Genomic DNA, 15,470 nt, shown 5'->3' with positions numbered 1-15,470 from the left:
ATTTACGAATCATCACGCAATAACGCCATTGCCACGAAGAACGGCTTTTACGCTCTTGGCACTCTTGCGAAGCGCGTCTTCCTCCTCTGCTGGAAGCGGCAGCGGCACGCGCTTGAGCACGCCCTCCTTGCCGATGACACTCGGCAGGGAAAGCGATACATCCTCAATGCCATACTCACCGGAAAACGGCATCGATACCGGCAGCACGGCATGCTCATCATAGAGCACTGCTTTGGCCAGGCGGCAGGCTCCCATAGCAATGCCCGTATTAGTCCAGCCCTTGGAATTGAGGACATCATAAGCCGTATTGACGACCTCGCCGCCGACTTTCTCACAATCAAAGCCTTCCTCATGCTCGAAGAAATCATCCAGTTTTTCCAGCGGTACGCCACCGATGCTGACCGTGCTCCAAGCCGGGAAAGCCGAGTTGCCATGCTCGCCTAACATATATCCCTGCACATCGGTTGGGTCCACATGATAGTGCGCGCCGAGAATGCTCTTAAATCGCAGCGTCTCCAGCGTCGTGCCCGTACCGAAAAGGCGGCCTTCCGGATAACCGAACTCTGTAGCCGCCACATGGGTCGTGACATCGAGCGGGTTGGTAATCATGATGAAAACAGCCTCGCGCGTATATTTCGTAACTTCCGTCATGATGCTGCGAATAACGGCAATATTTTCCTTGGCCAGCGTCAGGCGGTCCATAACACCGCCCGGCAAGATACTCGGACCAGCTGCGCAAATGATGACATCCGCGTCTTTCACTTCCTCAAAACCGCCCGAGTATACATGGACATTCGGCGTCAATGCACACGCAATAGAATGCGTCGCATCCACCGCTTCACCATGTGCTACCTCCGGCTTGATGTCTATGCAAACAATTTCAGCAGCCAGCTGGCAGGCAATCGCCCTTGCCAACACGGCCGAACCGACATGTCCCAGACCAATAATTGCTAACTTATGCGTTTTTAACATCTTTACACATCCCCCTTTAAAGCACATTGTAACACATATTCCTCTGTAAAGAAACATTTTACCCAAATATGTAAAGATTCTTTTCTCGTTTACCGAAAAAAGGGCTGCGAAAAACCTGCAGTTTGTTAACCACAGGCCTTTCACAGCCCCTTCAAAATAGCTCAAGCTTTTTTGGCCGACAACAAAATCCAAAGACTAACGGATGCGGCCAAAAAGAACGGATAAAAGAGAAACGGAATGATGCTAAGGCTGGTGATTCCCGCCAGGGCCGAAGCAATCAATAGCTGGGCGCCATAAGGGATGATGCCCTGGGTAATGCACGAAAAGGTATCGAGAATCGAAGCACTGTCCTTCGGGTCGATGCCGTATTCCTCACTGATGGTCTTGGCAATCGGACCAGCCACCACGATAGCCACCGTGTTGTTTGCCGTAGCGATGTCCATGAGCACGGTCAATAAGCCAATGCCCAGCCGGCCACCACGGATACCCTTGAAATTGCTGCGAATAAAGGACAGAATGGCCTCAAACCCACCGCCATCACGCATAATCGCACTGATTGACGCCGCGAGTATCGTGACAATCATCGTCTCAAACATGCCATTGGTGCCAACGCCCATAGCCGAAAACGCCTCAGAAAAGTTCGTTACGCCAGTGGCAATTCCCAGCACGAAGAACAGGAATATGCCCGTTCCGAGCACCGTGAAGACATTCATCCCGGTAATGGCCAATACCAATACGATAAAGTATGGCATCGCCAAGAGCGGCGAATATTCAAACGCCCCAAGCTCAGCAACATTGCTATTGAATGCGCCTGCTATGAGCACGGCCAGCGTAACCAGCGCTGCGGGCAGAGCCACTTTGAGGTTGGCAAAGAATTTATCCTGCATGCGGGTTCCCTGCGTGCGCGTAGCGGCAATGGTAGTATCGGAAATAAAGGAAAGATTATCGCCGAACATGGCGCCGCCCACCACGGTGCCAACGATAAGCGGCAGGCTGAATCCTGCGCTCTCGGCAACCGACGCCGCAATCGGCACCAATACCGTAATCGTTCCCACGCTCGTTCCCATCGACATCGAAATCAGACAAGCAATGATAAACAGCCCCGGGATGGCAAAGGCTGCCGGGACGAGATTGAGCAGCAGATGAGCCGTACTTTCCACGCCGCCCGCCGCCTTGGCAATGCCGCTAAAGGCACCGGCCATCAAAAAGATGAACAGCATAATCGTGATGTTGACATCACCAATGCTCTTGGCGCAAAGCTGGATATTGCCGATAAACTGACGCTTCCGGTTCTGCAGGAAGGCCACGATAAGGGCCACGCCAAAGGCAACGACAACGGACATCACATAGAATCCCATTTTCCCCTCAATCGGGGCAATATACTCATACCAAATACCAGCACCCAAATAAAGCACCAAAAACACGAGTATTGGCAGCAGTGCAATCCCGCGGGCTTTTGGCTGGCTTGTATTCTGTTCCATAGTTACATCTTCCTTTTCCTCGTTATACTATACCGTTCAATATTATACGCAGGAAGATTCACTCAGGCAAGACTATGTTAGGAAAAATCCCATTCGCATCTTAGACGTGAATCACCTTAATATGTTTCCGGTAGAACCGATAGATTACTACGAGCAGTACTGCGGTAGCCGTCCAACTGATTGGATAGCACAGCATAATGGTCTTAAACGAAGGATTGGCGGCAAAGACCGTATAAATCCATACGATGCGCACGCCGCAGACCGTGCCGAGCATCAACAGCGCCGGCGGCAGGGAATACCCATAGCCGCGCATGGCTCCTGACAATCCCTCGATAAACACGCAGACAAAATAAAACCCGACGATATACCATACACGGATGCGGCCAATCTCAATAACTGCCGCGGCTCCATTGAACAATGCCAACAGTTCATCCGAAAACAGGCAGGCCATTCCGGACAAAGCGACAATGACCGCCATGGCGACCTGCATGCCCACCTTAGTGACCTTCCGGCAGCGGGGCAAATTGCCAGCACCGTAATTCTGGCTCACAAAGGTCGTAACGGTCTGGCCGAAAGCCACCAGGAACACATAGATGTTGATTTCGATGATAAAAGCCGAGGCCGAAGCCGCCATGACTTCTTCTCCGAGACTATTGATGGCCGCCTGAATGACGAGATTCGAAAGTGAGAAGACCATTCCCTGGATTCCCGCTGGAACACCAATCCGCAGAATCTCTTTGGCATAAGAAGATATCATGCGGATAGCACCGGGTTCGATGCGGATAATGCCATGCGCATGACAGAGGTTGTCGTAAAGCATCCAGGCACTGACATAACTGGAAATCGCTGTGGCCGCTGCCACGCCAGCAATTCCCCAATCCACTACAGTTACCGCCGCCAGATTCAGCACGATATTCAAGACACTGGCCACAGCCAATGCCTTCAGCGGTGTCTGCGTATCACCACGGCTCCGGAAAATCGCCGACTCAAAATTATAGAGCCCCATGGCAGGCATACCGAGAAGATATACGCGAAGATACAACTCCGCCGACGGCATGACTTCCGCGGGAACGCCGAGCGCCTGCAGCATGGGAGCCGCCATAAGCTCTCCAAGTACCGCCATGGCCACGCCCAAAATCAAAGCCAGCAAAAACGACGTATGCACCGCCTGCGTCGTCTCCTTGAGGTTATGGGCGCCGATGAACCGGGCAATGACCACATTGGCTCCCAACGACACGCCCATAAAGAGATTGACCAAGAGGCCGATAATCGGGGAATTGTTGCCCACGGCCGCTAACGCCGTAGTTCCTACGAATTGCCCCAGCACCAGCACGTCAGCCGTATTGAAGAGCTGCTGCAAAATCCCCGTCAATGCCAGCGGCAGGGCAAAAAGGACCATAGGTTTTACCAACGGCCCATGAAGCATATCAATTGTATGTTTTTCTCTCATTTTCCTATTACAACTTACTCAAAATAAATTCAGCCTGGCCAACCAGGGAATAATCGCCAAGACCTGCCGGCAAAAATACCGTATCCCCTTTCGAAAGTTCGAGTTCGTGACCGCCTTTTACCACGCGCATATTTCCCTGCAGCACCGTAAGGCACTGGAACGAATCGCGGCCCGCAGTCAGGCTGCACAAATCCATCAACTCGCCATGGTAAACGGTAAAGTACTCACATTGAGCCAAAAGCTCCATCTTCGCACCGGGAATGATATCGATATGAGCCAGCGGCTTCGTTCCGCGCTTCGGAACTTCGAGCTTGGTCACATCCAGGGCTTTATCGACATGAAGCTCCCGTGGCTTGCCATCACTGCCGACCCGGCCATAATCGTAAATGCGATAGGTCGAGTTGGAACTCTGCTGAATCTCACAAATCAAAATCCCTTCGCCAATCGCATGAAGGGTGCCCGAATCGATGAAAAACACATCGCCCTTATGAACGGGAACGCGGTTGCATACCTCGAGCAGTGTGTTGTCCTCGATGCGGCGCTTAAACTCCTCTTTCGTAAGCTCACGGTTAAAGCCGTAAAGCAGGCCTGCTCCCGGTTCACAATCGACAATATACCACATCTCGGTCTTGCCGTATTCTCCCTCAACCCGCATGGCGTAGTCATTATCCGGATGAACCTGCACTGAGAGGCTCTGCTTGGCGTCGATAAATTTGATGAGCAATGGGAAATACGGAAATTTCTCGGCCTTGCTGCCCAGGACGCCACTGCCCGCTTTTTTCAGCCACTCCGCCAGCGTCTGCCCGGCGGCCTCGCCATTTGTTATAATGCTTTGGCCATCTTTATGGCAGGAAAGCTCCCAGCTCTCAGCCACCTTATCCAGCTTTGTCTCTTTTCCGAACTCGTCTTTAAGGCGCGTACCGCCCCAAAGATAATCTTTTAATGGTGCTTCCAACTTCATCGGATATAACATCAAAGAAGCCCTCCTCATCATAATACATACCAATAATTTTAACGCTATTGTTCAATTTTTGCCATAGGCAAAATTCCTGTAAGAATAAACTTTGTTCCCTTGGAAAGCTCGCTTTCACAGGTAATCGCAATTTCATGACGGCCAGCAATCTCCCGCGCAATGGCAAGGCCCAAACCAGTCCCCTGTTCATTGCGCTGCCGATTGGTCCGGAACCGGTCAAAAATATGCGGAAGTTCCTCCGGCGCAATGCCGCAGCCATGGTCCTCCACTACGACCTGCCAGTTTCTTCCCTGCCGTCTTCCCTGCAACAGGATTTCGCCGCCAGCAGCCGAAAATTTCACCGCATTATCCAGCAGGATTAACATGAGTTGGCGAAGCCTCCCATAATCTCCCTCGATTGGCAGCGGGCCATCAAAATCTACCCGCAGCTGCAAATTCTTCTGCCCCGCCGCAGTCTGCATCTGTTCGGCGGCTTCGGCAAAAGCATCACAAAGATTAAGCGGCTCTTTTCCCACCGAAAAACCCGTATTTCTAAGCCGCGTTAGTTCCAGCAAATCGCCTACCAGCCGTTCTAATGCCGACAGATTGCTCATGACTTGATTAAGATATTTCTGCCGCTCCGCTTTTTCGGTTACCAATCCTGAAAACAAGAGCTCCACGGTACCGCGAAGAACCGTCAGCGGCGTCCGCAATTCATGCGAAACTGCCGCCAAAAAATCCTGCCGCTTGCGGGAAAGCTCGGCGCGTTCCTGCTCGGCCTGAGCTAGTTTGCTCCCGAGCATATCGATGTCCGCCGCCAGCATCCCGATTTCATCCTGCTGGCGGATTCCTGTCCGCTCGTCATATTTGCCCTGCGCAAACGCCTGGGAAACATGCTGCATGCGATAAAGCGGACGGATAAACCGGCGGGCCAACAACACCGCCAGCATCCCCGCCAAAAGCAGTGCCAGCACTACCGACAGGGCCAGCAGGCGAAGGCCGCCGTTAATCGTATTTTGCAGCTCCTTTAAAGGACGATGGATCAGCACCGCCCCCACCACATTGCCTTCCTTATCTTTAATCGGAGCGCCAACGGTAACCGCTGGCGTATCCAATAAGTCGCCAAAATCGTGGCTCACAGCTGTCTGGCCCGCGAGTACCTGTTGCAGCACCTCGTTGACCGGAACCGGCAATTGACCGCGTTCCTCCCCGGTATTGTCGCCATAAGCCAAAATGGTATGGCTTTTTTCCGCCACGAGCCATACTTTTCCCTGCGCCAGCGAATCGAGCTGCTGCAAAAATTCGCCAGCCCGTTTGGCCATTTCCTTGCCCGCCGAATCGTGAACGCTATACTGCTTCCGGCACCAGTCCATCTCCCGGTTAACCGAGCCATTTTCCTGTGCTCCCTGATGTATCATCCGGCCATGATGGCCATGACGCATCATCGGTGCCGTACGTTCACGGCCTTCATCATCGGCAGCCTCGTCAGCTGCATCCAAAAACTGCCCGCTGTCTTTCATCGCCGGAATAGCGGCAGCAAGCGTCATCGCCCGCTGCATGGTTTCTTCTTCATGCGCATGCTGATTGTAATGAGTAAACAGCCACGAAAACACGCTTCCCATAATGAGCGCAAACAAAATCAGCGTCACCGAAAAATAAAGAATCAGTCGTTTGGTCAGACGTTTTTTCCTCATGCCTGAACCTCCAAGCGGTAGCCACGCCCCCAAACCGTACCGATTGTGCAGCCTTCCAGGCCTGCCTGCTCCAGCTTTGCCCGCAAGCGCCGGATATGGGTATCCACGGTGCGGATATCCCCCGTGTAATCATAGCCCCAAACCGTATCCAATAACTTGTCCCGGGAAAACAACTGCTCCGGATATTCCGCCAGCAGCCTGAGGATATCAAACTCCTTATGCGTCAGCCTAACGCTCTTATCATTTACGGAAACAACGCCGCGCTGTTCATCGAAAACCATATTTCCCATCATCCGGCCGCTTGCCGTCGGCGTCTCGCGCTGTGTCAGCTGAAGCCGCCGAAGCACCGCTTTGACCCGCGCCATGACCTCAGGTGCTGAAAAAGGTTTCACGACATAATCGTCGGCTCCGATTTCCAACCCCATGATCCGGTCATAATCCTCACCGCGGGCCGTTATCATGATAATCGGCACCTCACACTGCTCCCGGATTTTCCGGCAGACTTCAAAGCCATCAATTTTCGGCATCATGACATCGAGCAGGATAAGGTCGATTCCCCCTGCTGCCATTTTATCTAAAACATCTTGTCCGTCTACCGCTAGAACGGTTTCATAGCCGGACGCACGTGCAAAATTATCCAGTATATCGCGAATTGCGTCATTATCGTCCGCAATCAAAAGCCGCATAGCACCGCCTCCTCCAACAAACCATTATAAGGGTTCTCTCTGAAAATAAAAAATAAATTTTTCTGTAACAGTTTTGTCACAACTGCCTGTTATACTAAACCCAGAAAAGAAAAACAACCCATATTTCAGGAGGAATTTATGATGAAAAAGAAATTTGCTGCACTTCTCACCGGCCTTATGGTACTCACTGCCGTTCCGGCTTTTGCCGCATCCAGCAGCAAGGATGCAAATGACTATGGCCCAGGCTACTGCCGCCAGCATAACGACTGCCCGAATGCGGATGGAAAGAATCACGGCCGTCACGGTCACGGCTGCTTCCGTGGTGACAAATAAAATATCTGCCAACGGCAATGACAAAAACCCCGCCGGCTCACTACGAGCTGGCGGGGGTTCGTATTTAACGGACTTCCGTAACTACACCGTTTTTGGTATAAACATAAAAATTCTTGCCGTTGTGATTGAACACGTATTGCTTGATTTCACCATCGCTGGTCTTGCTCGAATTTACATGGTCAGGCTGTCCCATAGCCGCAGAAATCTTTTCCTCGGGGTCACCGGGGCGAATGTTGCCATACTGCCCTTCCTTCATCGATTGTTTATGGGACGCTGCATTTTCCGCATCAAGTTTGGCCTGTTTCTTGGCTTCCTTTTCCATGCCGATAATCAGCCGCCGGAACGGAATAATCTTATCCTGCAGCACACCATTGTAATTTTCGGGGAACGACGCTACGAGCTTTTGCAGCTCCGTATTTTCATTGACATTCATATTCGTCATGTGACCGCCATACGTACTGACCTGCTTCATCGCCTTGGCATAGGTGATAAGTGCATCGGCATTGGGGCAGTCATCTGCCATCTTTTCCGCAATTTGCGCACTATCAAAATCATGCAGCAGCTCCAGCGCTTTATCAATTTGCTCCGGGTCCGGCTTCGTAAACGACAGTCCCTGCAAAATGCTCAGCGCCTGCTGGTATTTCTTCGCCAAAGCAGCCTTGTATTCGCCATCCAATTCCTGGCTGTACTCGTGAACGACCTGCGCCTTCATCTCATGAAATCCATTGATACCGCCAATAACAGCAGCCACCACGCCCAGCAGCACTGCCAGGGCAGCCAACGGATAGCGGCGGCGGCGCAGGAAAATGCCACCAACGGCAAAAACCAGTAATGGACAGGCCAAAAACAACATGATTGTTAATAAAGACATAGTATCCCCCTTAGAATTGAACCACTCTTATTATTCTATCATTCGCATGGTTTCGGGTAAATGGGACCTATGGCTTAAAATAATTAACTTTCCAGCTTTTGGCTCAATCGTTCAGCCAGCAATGTATATCGCTTACGCGTGCGGTCATTTTCTACTGCCGTCGACAAGGCGCCCTTGCTGCCAACCAAAATAACGAGACATTTGGCCCTGGTCACCGCTGTATAGAGCAAATTGCGCTGCAGCATGATATGATGTCCCGGCGTAAGCGGCAGGATGATGACCGGGTATTCACTGCCCTGGCTCTTATGCACACTCATGGCGTAAGCCAGCATCAGCTCCCCAAGTTCACTTTTCTCGTAATCCGCGCTGATTTCTTCGCTGAATTTCACGGTGATATGGCTGGGTTCAACGGCCGTAATGAAACCGATATCCCCATTGAATACCTGTTTTGTATAATTGTTTTTCGTCTGCATGACCTTATCCCCATAACGGAAAGTTTGCACGCTGTTGACAAATTCCGCCTTACGGGGACTTTTGGGATTCAAAACTTCCTGAAGCAGCTTGTTGAGATTTGCTACTCCGCATTCCTGCCGGTGCATCGGCGACAACACCTGCGCATCGGTCAAGGGATTATATCCCATAGCCGGCAGGGATTCCTGGCAAAGGCGGACAATTACCTCGGCTGTCTGCTGGGCATCACGGCACTCGATGAACTGGAAATCTCCGCTCTGCCTGCACTCGGGCAGACGGCCGGCGTTTATGGCATGAGCGTTGAGCACAATCGTGCTTTCCTCATCCTGACGGAATACTTCCGTCAGGCGCACACTGGGGATTGTCCCCGAACGCAGGATATCCTTTAATACGGAACCGGGTCCTACGGCTGGCAGCTGGTCAACGTCCCCGACGAGGATCACATGACAGCCATCGGGAACGGCCTCGAGGAAGTGCTGCATCAGCACAATATCCATCATCGAAACTTCATCGAGAATGATGGCATCAGCTTCGAGCTGCTCGTCTGAATCCTTGGCAAACATCGAGCCGCCATCTTCCTGCCGTCCCCCCTGTGCCTCCAGCATGCGATGGATGGTCATGGTCTTGCGTCCCGTTGCCTCTGCCAAACGCTTTGCCGCCCTTCCCGTCGGTGCTCCGAGCAGGATTTCGAGCCCTGCCAGTTCCAGCATATCGAGCATACCGCGGACGACCGTCGTCTTGCCGGTACCCGGTCCGCCGGTCAATACAAAGATGCCATGGGTAAGTACCGCGGCCATGGCTTCGCGCTGCTCGTTGGCCAAATCAAGCCCGGTCATTGTCTCCCATTCGGTCACAAGCTTAGCAGGATCGGCCACCGAAAGCGGATTGGCATATTTTTGCAGATACAGCAGTTTTCTGGCCACTTTCTTTTCGGCCCGGTAGAGATACGGCGGATAGATGAGCGCCTCCGCCCCCACGTATTCCACCGAAAGCCGCTGCATTTCCAGCTGCTTTTTAAGGACATTCCGGACACTTTCCCGGTCTACCTGCAAAAGCTTTGCCGCTTTTTCCACCAACGGCCCTTCAGGAATGCAGCAATGCCCGTTCAGGGAAATCTGCTGCAGCGCGTAATCAATGCCAGCCGCCACGCGATCCTCGTTATCTTTCGTCATGCCCAGGCTGGCGGCAATGGCATCGGCCGTGGCAAAGCCGATACCTTCGATTTCCTGTGCCAGCTGATACGGATGACTCTCGAGCATATCCAGCGCAAAGGAACTGTATTTCTTGTAGATGCGCGCCGCAAAGGAACCCGAAACGCCATGGCTTTCGAGCCAGACCATAATGTCCCGGAGTTCGGACTGGTCCATATAGGAAGCGGCAATCTTCTCGGCTGTCTTGCGTCCAATTCCCTCTACCAATTCCAGCTGATGGGGCTTCTTTTCAATTATATCGAGCGTATCCGCCCCAAACTTGGCCACAATCCGCTTGGCCATTGCCGGTCCGACGCCATCAATAACGCCTGAACCCAGGAATCGTTCGATGCCCTCCACACTCGTTGGCGCCTCCAGCCGCATACTGACAGCCTTGAACTGCTGGCCAAACCGCGGATGGGTAATCCAGCTCCCCTTGAGGTGAATCTGCTGCCCTACCAAGGGCGGTTCCGAACTTACCGTTACGTTGACGCGGCTGTTCTGATGTGACGGCCGCAGGCGGAATACGGCAAATTGCCCATCATCACTGGCAAAGATGATACTGTCTACAAGCCCTTCCAATTCTTCTTCAGCCTGTAATCCCAATGCCATCTGCTGATACTCCGAATTTGCCATAGCCTGCTGCTCCTTTCCTTATGCCTCCGTCAGGCGTTCCCATTTTTCATAGCGCTGCTCGATTTCTTCTTCCTTGGCCGCATAGGCTTCCGCGATTTCCTGGCTCTTGGCCGGGTCGGCCTGAACCGCCGGGTCGTTCATCTGGTACTCGAGCCCCTTGAGTTCGGCTTCCGCCATAGCGATTTCGGCCTCGGCGCGCTGAATCATTTCCGTCCGCTTGGCATCACTCATGCTCTGAATGCGGCCAAGTTCTGCCTGTTGCTTTGCCTCTGCCTTGGCTTTCTCCTCCGCGGAAGGCTTTGTACTTAGGCCTGCCTTTTTTCTGGCCTTGGCCTGTTTTTCCTTCTCGCGGGCTTCAGCAATCTTGGCAGCTTTTTCGGCCTCCAGCCGTTCTTCCTCTGCTTCGGCTTCAGCCAGCTCTTTCTTCATCAGATAGTAGCTGTAATTGCCCATGTACTCCGTGATAGAACCATTTTCGAGTTCAAGGGTGCAATTTGCCACCTTATCGAGGAAATAGCGGTCATGCGAAACCGCCAGGAAAGTTCCCGGATAAGCCATGAGCGCTTCCTCGACTGCCTCACGGGCTGGAATATCCAAATGGTTCGTCGGCTCATCGAGCACCAAAAAGTTGGCACCGGTCAGCATGAGTTTTAAAAAGGCCACGCGTGACTGCTCACCGCCGGACATATCGCCAATGCGGCGAAGCACTTCGTCACCATGGAACAAAAACGCCCCGAGGTATTTGCGTGCCTGTTCTTCGCCAATACCGTACTCATACATGATTTCATCGAGAACCGTATTCTCCATATGGAGCCCTTCATGCTGCTGGGAGAAATAACCGATTTTAACGCGGCTGCCAATCTTGACACGGCCAGTAGGCGACTCCAGTTCCCCTACCAGCACGCGCAACAGCGTAGTTTTGCCAGCACCATTCGGGCCGACGAGCGCCACACCATCACCGTTTCGAATCAACAGGGAAATGTGCTGAAAAATTTCATGCGCGCCAAAGGACATCGATACATCTTCGAGTTCGGCCACACGCTGTGCACATTCCGGCGGCGTATTGAGCGCAAAATAGTTAAAGGAAGCATCCTCCGGTGGCAGGACAATCCGCTCGAGGCGGTTGAGCTGACTCTGGCGTCCGCGGGCCTGCTTTGACTTGATACCGGCCTTATACTTGCGGATGTATTCCTCCGTTTTGCGGATGTGCTCCTGTTGTTTTTCATAGGCTGACTGCAAGGCGGCCCGGCGCTGCGTCTTGACCTTCATGAAATACGTGTAATTGCCCTCATAACTGGTAACCGTTTTATTCTCCAATTCGATGATGCGGGTTGCCACTTTATCGAGGAAATAGCGGTCATGCGAAATGAGCAGCACACCGCCGTTATAGCTTTTTAAAAAGCCCTCGAGCCATTCAATCATGTGGATGTCCAAATGGTTTGTCGGCTCGTCGAGGAACAGGAAATCCGGCTCCCGCAGCAGGGCCTTTACGAGGCAGATACGCGTCTTCTGTCCGCCGGAAAAATGCTGAACATCCTTGGCAAAATCTTCTTCGGTGAAGCCAAGGCCAAACGCAACCCGGCGGATTCTACTCTCATAATCATAGCCCTCGAGGCGTTCGAACTGCTCTACCACTTTGCTGTAAGCAGCCATTGTCTCCTCATCGTGGTCCACCGCAATCTTCTTCTCCAAAGCCCGCTTGCGCTCACCCAATTCGATGATGTCATCAAAGGCACGGCGGAATTCATCATAGAGTGTACCTTCGCCAAAATCAGACTGCTGCTCCACATAGCCAATCGTGTCCGCACTGTCAAATTGAATCTGGCCGCCATCGGCCTCCACCTGTCCCATGAGGATTTTCATCAGCGTACTCTTGCCAGCGCCATTTGCCCCGACAAATCCCACGCGCTCACCACGTCTTACCTCAAAGTTTACATCATGGAATAACTCTTCAATGCCAAAGGCCTTGGCCAGTCCATTGACTTTCAATATACCCAAAATTATTTCACCTCAAGAATATTTGTTCGTCTTATATAGGATGACGGAGCCTAGCTCCGTCATCCTCTGCTTATTTTCGATAATCCACACCAATATGAACAACCGCCTGATTCGAACTGCCGCCATCCATAATCACGCACTTAAACGGCATACCGTAAAAGACGTCGGTATTGCGCGTAGAAGTCGTAATCGTCGTCTGGGTGCGGGAATTGGTGATACCCGTTTCCACGCCCGAAATGACAAATCCCTTGCGCTGCAGGATACCAGCTACTTCCGCACCAGCACCGTTGATACCGCTGTCGTTGATAACCATAACCGAAATCTGCGACGGCTTCATCGGCTTTTTCTCCTGCTCTTTAGCTGCCATATCCTCTTGGATTTTCCCTGAGGAATTCTTGGACTGAGCCAAAATCTGCATGTTCTTTGGCAAAGATTTCATGTATTCATCTTCATCAGCCTGGGCCTTGGCCTTCGCTTCATCGGATAATTCGAGCCCCAACTCTTCCATGATGAGCTGGCGCAAATCCGTGATATCCGGAATCCAATAGCTGACATCCTCCAGGTAAGCCGGCTGACCTGGAACCATCTGTGCCGTAAGGCCATTATCATGAACACTCTTCATGAGCTTGGCAAAACGCAGCAGCTCTGCCAGCGACATATCCGTCGTTACTGCTGAATTGATTTCTTCGATAAGCTTTGGCAGTCTTGGCAGCATCTGCGGGGAAATCATCTTCGAAAGGCATGCCTTCACAAATTTCTGCTGGCGGCCGATACGGCCGATGTCGCCCTCGCCATCACGGTAGCGCACATATTGGATTGCCTTCTTGCCATCCATATGCTGCTCACCCGGGTAAAGGTCAATAACAAGTCCCCCGTTGTCATCCCATGGGTCCTCATAATGCATGCGCTTTTCTACATTGATATCCACACCGCCTAAGGCATCGATAATGCGTTCAAAAGCCGTCGTGTTTATCAGTACATAATGGTCAATCTTCACGCCGAGCAGCGACTCAACAGATTTCTGCGTGAGTTCCTGCCCGCCATACGCATAGGCATGATTGATTTTTTCGTAGCCATGGCCCTCTATCGGAACACGCGTATCGCGCGGCACCGACATAAGAGCGGCCTTGCCCTTATCGGTATCAATAGCCGTAACCATCATCGTATCACTACGGCCGGTATCTCCCTGACGGCTGTCAATGCCCAAAATCATCACATGGACAATCTCATCATCGGACAGTGCCGCTTCGATTCCAGACTGGTTATGTTCTTTTACGTGTTGTCCCCAGACAACTCCCATGACAGCAACCAGTATTACCAACAGAATCATCAAAACAATTTTGATGCGTTTATAACTGCGTTTCTGTCTGCGTCTTTGCCGCATCCCATCGCGCTCCTTAGCTTTTATATTAACTTCATTAGTATAACAAAAAAAGGCCCCCTCCGCAAACGGAAACGGCCTTTTCGAAAGATTCCCTCAAACCAGATAAATTGATGGGTCAATATTGATTTCATGAATGAAATGGCGCAGGTCATTGTCGTTTATTACCATCGATATCGCATGATTTCCTGCAACATCTTTTGACAAGTCAATCGTATGGGGAACACTTATAATATTCGCATCCTCATCGGCAAACAGGACAATCGTCGGCGTCTCCGTCTTGCCAAAACTGCACTCCTTGACAATACCATACCCATAAATCGTCTTGAGCACGGTTCCTGTCGGATAAAGGGATATATTGTTAAAGAACAAGGTCAGCAAATCCTGGTCAAACTGCCCCTGATTGACATTCCGCATAATATTATAGGCAATATTCGGGGTATACGCTTTCTTATAAGGACGCTCACTGGTCAAAGCGTCATAAACATCCGCAATCGCAACGATTTTGGCATAGCGGTGAATCTGGTCCGCTTTCAAGCCTCGCGGGTATCCATGCCCATCAATATGTTCGTGATGCTCTGAGGCAATCGCTGCCAAAATAGCTGGCGAGGGCAGGCTAAGCTCCATTTCCTTGATGCGCTTGGCGCCATCTAAGGGATGACGTTTGATGAGAGAAAACTCCTCGTCCGAAAGACCGGTTGTTTTTGTCAGAATAGCCGCTGGAACATTAATCTTTCCCAGGTCGTGAAGGAGCGCCCCTAAAGTAAGCAGCAGCAACTCTTTTTTGGTATAATGGCAAAGCATCCCGAGCATTGCCGACAAAATGGCTACATTAACGCTATGAGCAAAGGTATAAGTGTCATGAAGGCGGATATCCGTAAGCTGGACAAGATTTTCCCTGCGATCGATGATATCGAAAATGATATTTTCCGAAACGCCCTGCATAGCATCGACATCGATCTGCCCCTGTTCCTCAACACTTTGGAATGTATCGTAAACCTTCTCGATAGCATTGATGCGTGTCTTTTCCTGGACGATATCCTCTGGCGGCATCAACTGGAAATTTGGATTGGCGGAAGTAACCGCTACCGTGGGAATCCCAATTTTCTCAAGTTGCCGGATGTACTCGTTAGTAATTGGCTGCCCTTTAACCAAATAACAGGCACCATGCCGATTATAGATACTCTGTGCGATTATCATACCTTGCTTAAGATTTTTCACCGGAAGGCGTAGCATTGTCTATCAATCCCTTCTCCCCAAAGATTCATAGTTACATTACTATTATGATAACGTATTTCAAACGAAATGAAAAGCAATACACAAAAAAAGCATCCACAAATGTGAATGCTTTCTAC

At 51.4% G+C, this 15,470-nt stretch carries 12 protein-coding genes; 1 reads left to right on the top strand and 11 read right to left on the bottom strand.

Features of this window, described 5'->3' with window-relative positions; all coding sequences use genetic code 11:
* Positions 1–12 precede the first annotated feature (12 nt).
* The 6 genes from FZ040_RS05505 to FZ040_RS05480 all read right to left on the bottom strand — a co-directional run bounded on the left by FZ040_RS05505 (position 13) and on the right by FZ040_RS05480 (position 7,235).
* Positions 13–972 carry an L-lactate dehydrogenase gene (locus FZ040_RS05505; RefSeq protein ID WP_149171092.1) on the bottom strand — a complete coding sequence of 320 codons (960 nt, stop codon included), beginning with the start codon at positions 970–972 and terminating at the stop codon, positions 13–15.
* 161 nt (positions 973–1,133) lie between these two features.
* Entirely contained in the window at positions 1,134–2,453 is a 1,320-nt protein-coding gene (locus FZ040_RS05500) for a Na+/H+ antiporter NhaC family protein (RefSeq protein ID WP_149171091.1), read from the bottom strand.
* A gap of 100 nt (positions 2,454–2,553) precedes the next feature.
* Positions 2,554–3,903 (bottom strand): MATE family efflux transporter, encoded by a 1,350-nt coding sequence (locus FZ040_RS05495; RefSeq protein ID WP_149171090.1) that lies wholly within the window; start codon positions 3,901–3,903, stop codon positions 2,554–2,556.
* Positions 3,904–3,910: 7 nt separating this feature from the next.
* The gene (locus FZ040_RS05490) at positions 3,911–4,876 is read right to left on the bottom strand and encodes a type I phosphomannose isomerase catalytic subunit (RefSeq protein WP_149171089.1); all 966 of its coding nucleotides are present in this window, start codon (positions 4,874–4,876) and stop codon (positions 3,911–3,913) included.
* Between the two features lie 44 nt (positions 4,877–4,920).
* The gene (locus FZ040_RS14235; protein WP_255448768.1) at positions 4,921–6,549 is read right to left on the bottom strand and encodes a sensor histidine kinase; all 1,629 of its coding nucleotides are present in this window, start codon (positions 6,547–6,549) and stop codon (positions 4,921–4,923) included.
* Positions 6,546–7,235 carry a response regulator transcription factor gene (locus FZ040_RS05480; protein ID WP_149171088.1) on the bottom strand — a complete coding sequence of 230 codons (690 nt, stop codon included), beginning with the start codon at positions 7,233–7,235 and terminating at the stop codon, positions 6,546–6,548. Before FZ040_RS05480 ends, FZ040_RS14235 begins: the two co-directional genes overlap by 4 nt.
* A 138-nt stretch (positions 7,236–7,373) precedes the next feature.
* Here FZ040_RS05480 and FZ040_RS05475 point away from each other — a divergent pair, with 138 nt between their 5' ends.
* A complete protein-coding gene (locus tag FZ040_RS05475) occupies positions 7,374–7,568 on the top strand; it encodes a hypothetical protein (protein ID WP_149171087.1) in 195 nt (64 codons plus the stop codon).
* A gap of 64 nt (positions 7,569–7,632) precedes the next feature.
* On the opposite strand, the gene FZ040_RS05470 is transcribed toward FZ040_RS05475, so the two are convergent.
* The 5 genes from FZ040_RS05470 to FZ040_RS05450 form a co-directional block, all read right to left on the bottom strand.
* The gene (locus tag FZ040_RS05470; RefSeq protein ID WP_149171086.1) at positions 7,633–8,439 is read right to left on the bottom strand and encodes a hypothetical protein; all 807 of its coding nucleotides are present in this window, start codon (positions 8,437–8,439) and stop codon (positions 7,633–7,635) included.
* Between the two features lie 83 nt (positions 8,440–8,522).
* On the bottom strand, positions 8,523–10,736 hold the full coding sequence (gene recD2, locus FZ040_RS05465) for an SF1B family DNA helicase RecD2 (RefSeq protein ID WP_149171085.1): 2,214 nt from the start codon (positions 10,734–10,736) through the stop codon (positions 8,523–8,525).
* A gap of 18 nt (positions 10,737–10,754) precedes the next feature.
* Positions 10,755–12,734: a ribosomal protection-like ABC-F family protein gene (abc-f, locus tag FZ040_RS05460; protein WP_149171084.1), complete on the bottom strand. Its 1,980-nt coding sequence runs from the start codon at positions 12,732–12,734 to the stop codon at positions 10,755–10,757.
* Between the two features lie 70 nt (positions 12,735–12,804).
* Positions 12,805–14,118 (bottom strand): LCP family protein, encoded by a 1,314-nt coding sequence (locus FZ040_RS05455; RefSeq protein WP_149171083.1) that lies wholly within the window; start codon positions 14,116–14,118, stop codon positions 12,805–12,807.
* A gap of 93 nt (positions 14,119–14,211) precedes the next feature.
* Positions 14,212–15,315, bottom strand: coding sequence for an HD-GYP domain-containing protein (locus tag FZ040_RS05450; RefSeq protein ID WP_369407137.1), 1,104 nt, complete (start codon positions 15,313–15,315; stop codon positions 14,212–14,214).
* Between the last annotated feature and the right edge of the window lie 155 nt (positions 15,316–15,470).

Source organism: Pseudoselenomonas ruminis (genome assembly GCF_008271295.1).
Classification (GTDB): domain Bacteria; phylum Bacillota; class Negativicutes; order Selenomonadales; family Selenomonadaceae; genus Selenomonas_A; species Selenomonas_A ruminis.
Note: the sequence above shows the minus strand (reverse complement) of the source record. Positions and strands in the feature narration are given on the sequence as shown.

Coding starts and splice junctions, on each gene's coding strand:
- FZ040_RS05475 (WP_149171087.1), top strand. CDS start 7,374: ATGATGAAAAAGAAATTTGCTGCACTTCTCACCGGCCTTATGGTACTC.
- FZ040_RS14235 (WP_255448768.1), bottom strand. CDS start 6,549: ATGAGGAAAAAACGTCTGACCAAACGACTGATTCTTTATTTTTCGGTG.
- FZ040_RS05450 (WP_369407137.1), bottom strand. CDS start 15,315: ATGATAATCGCACAGAGTATCTATAATCGGCATGGTGCCTGTTATTTG.
- FZ040_RS05490 (WP_149171089.1), bottom strand. CDS start 4,876: ATGTTATATCCGATGAAGTTGGAAGCACCATTAAAAGATTATCTTTGG.
- FZ040_RS05500 (WP_149171091.1), bottom strand. CDS start 2,453: ATGGAACAGAATACAAGCCAGCCAAAAGCCCGCGGGATTGCACTGCTG.
- FZ040_RS05455 (WP_149171083.1), bottom strand. CDS start 14,118: ATGCGGCAAAGACGCAGACAGAAACGCAGTTATAAACGCATCAAAATT.
- FZ040_RS05480 (WP_149171088.1), bottom strand. CDS start 7,235: ATGCGGCTTTTGATTGCGGACGATAATGACGCAATTCGCGATATACTG.
- FZ040_RS05495 (WP_149171090.1), bottom strand. CDS start 3,903: ATGAGAGAAAAACATACAATTGATATGCTTCATGGGCCGTTGGTAAAA.
- FZ040_RS05470 (WP_149171086.1), bottom strand. CDS start 8,439: ATGTCTTTATTAACAATCATGTTGTTTTTGGCCTGTCCATTACTGGTT.
- FZ040_RS05505 (WP_149171092.1), bottom strand. CDS start 972: ATGTTAAAAACGCATAAGTTAGCAATTATTGGTCTGGGACATGTCGGT.
- recD2 (WP_149171085.1), bottom strand. CDS start 10,736: ATGGCAAATTCGGAGTATCAGCAGATGGCATTGGGATTACAGGCTGAA.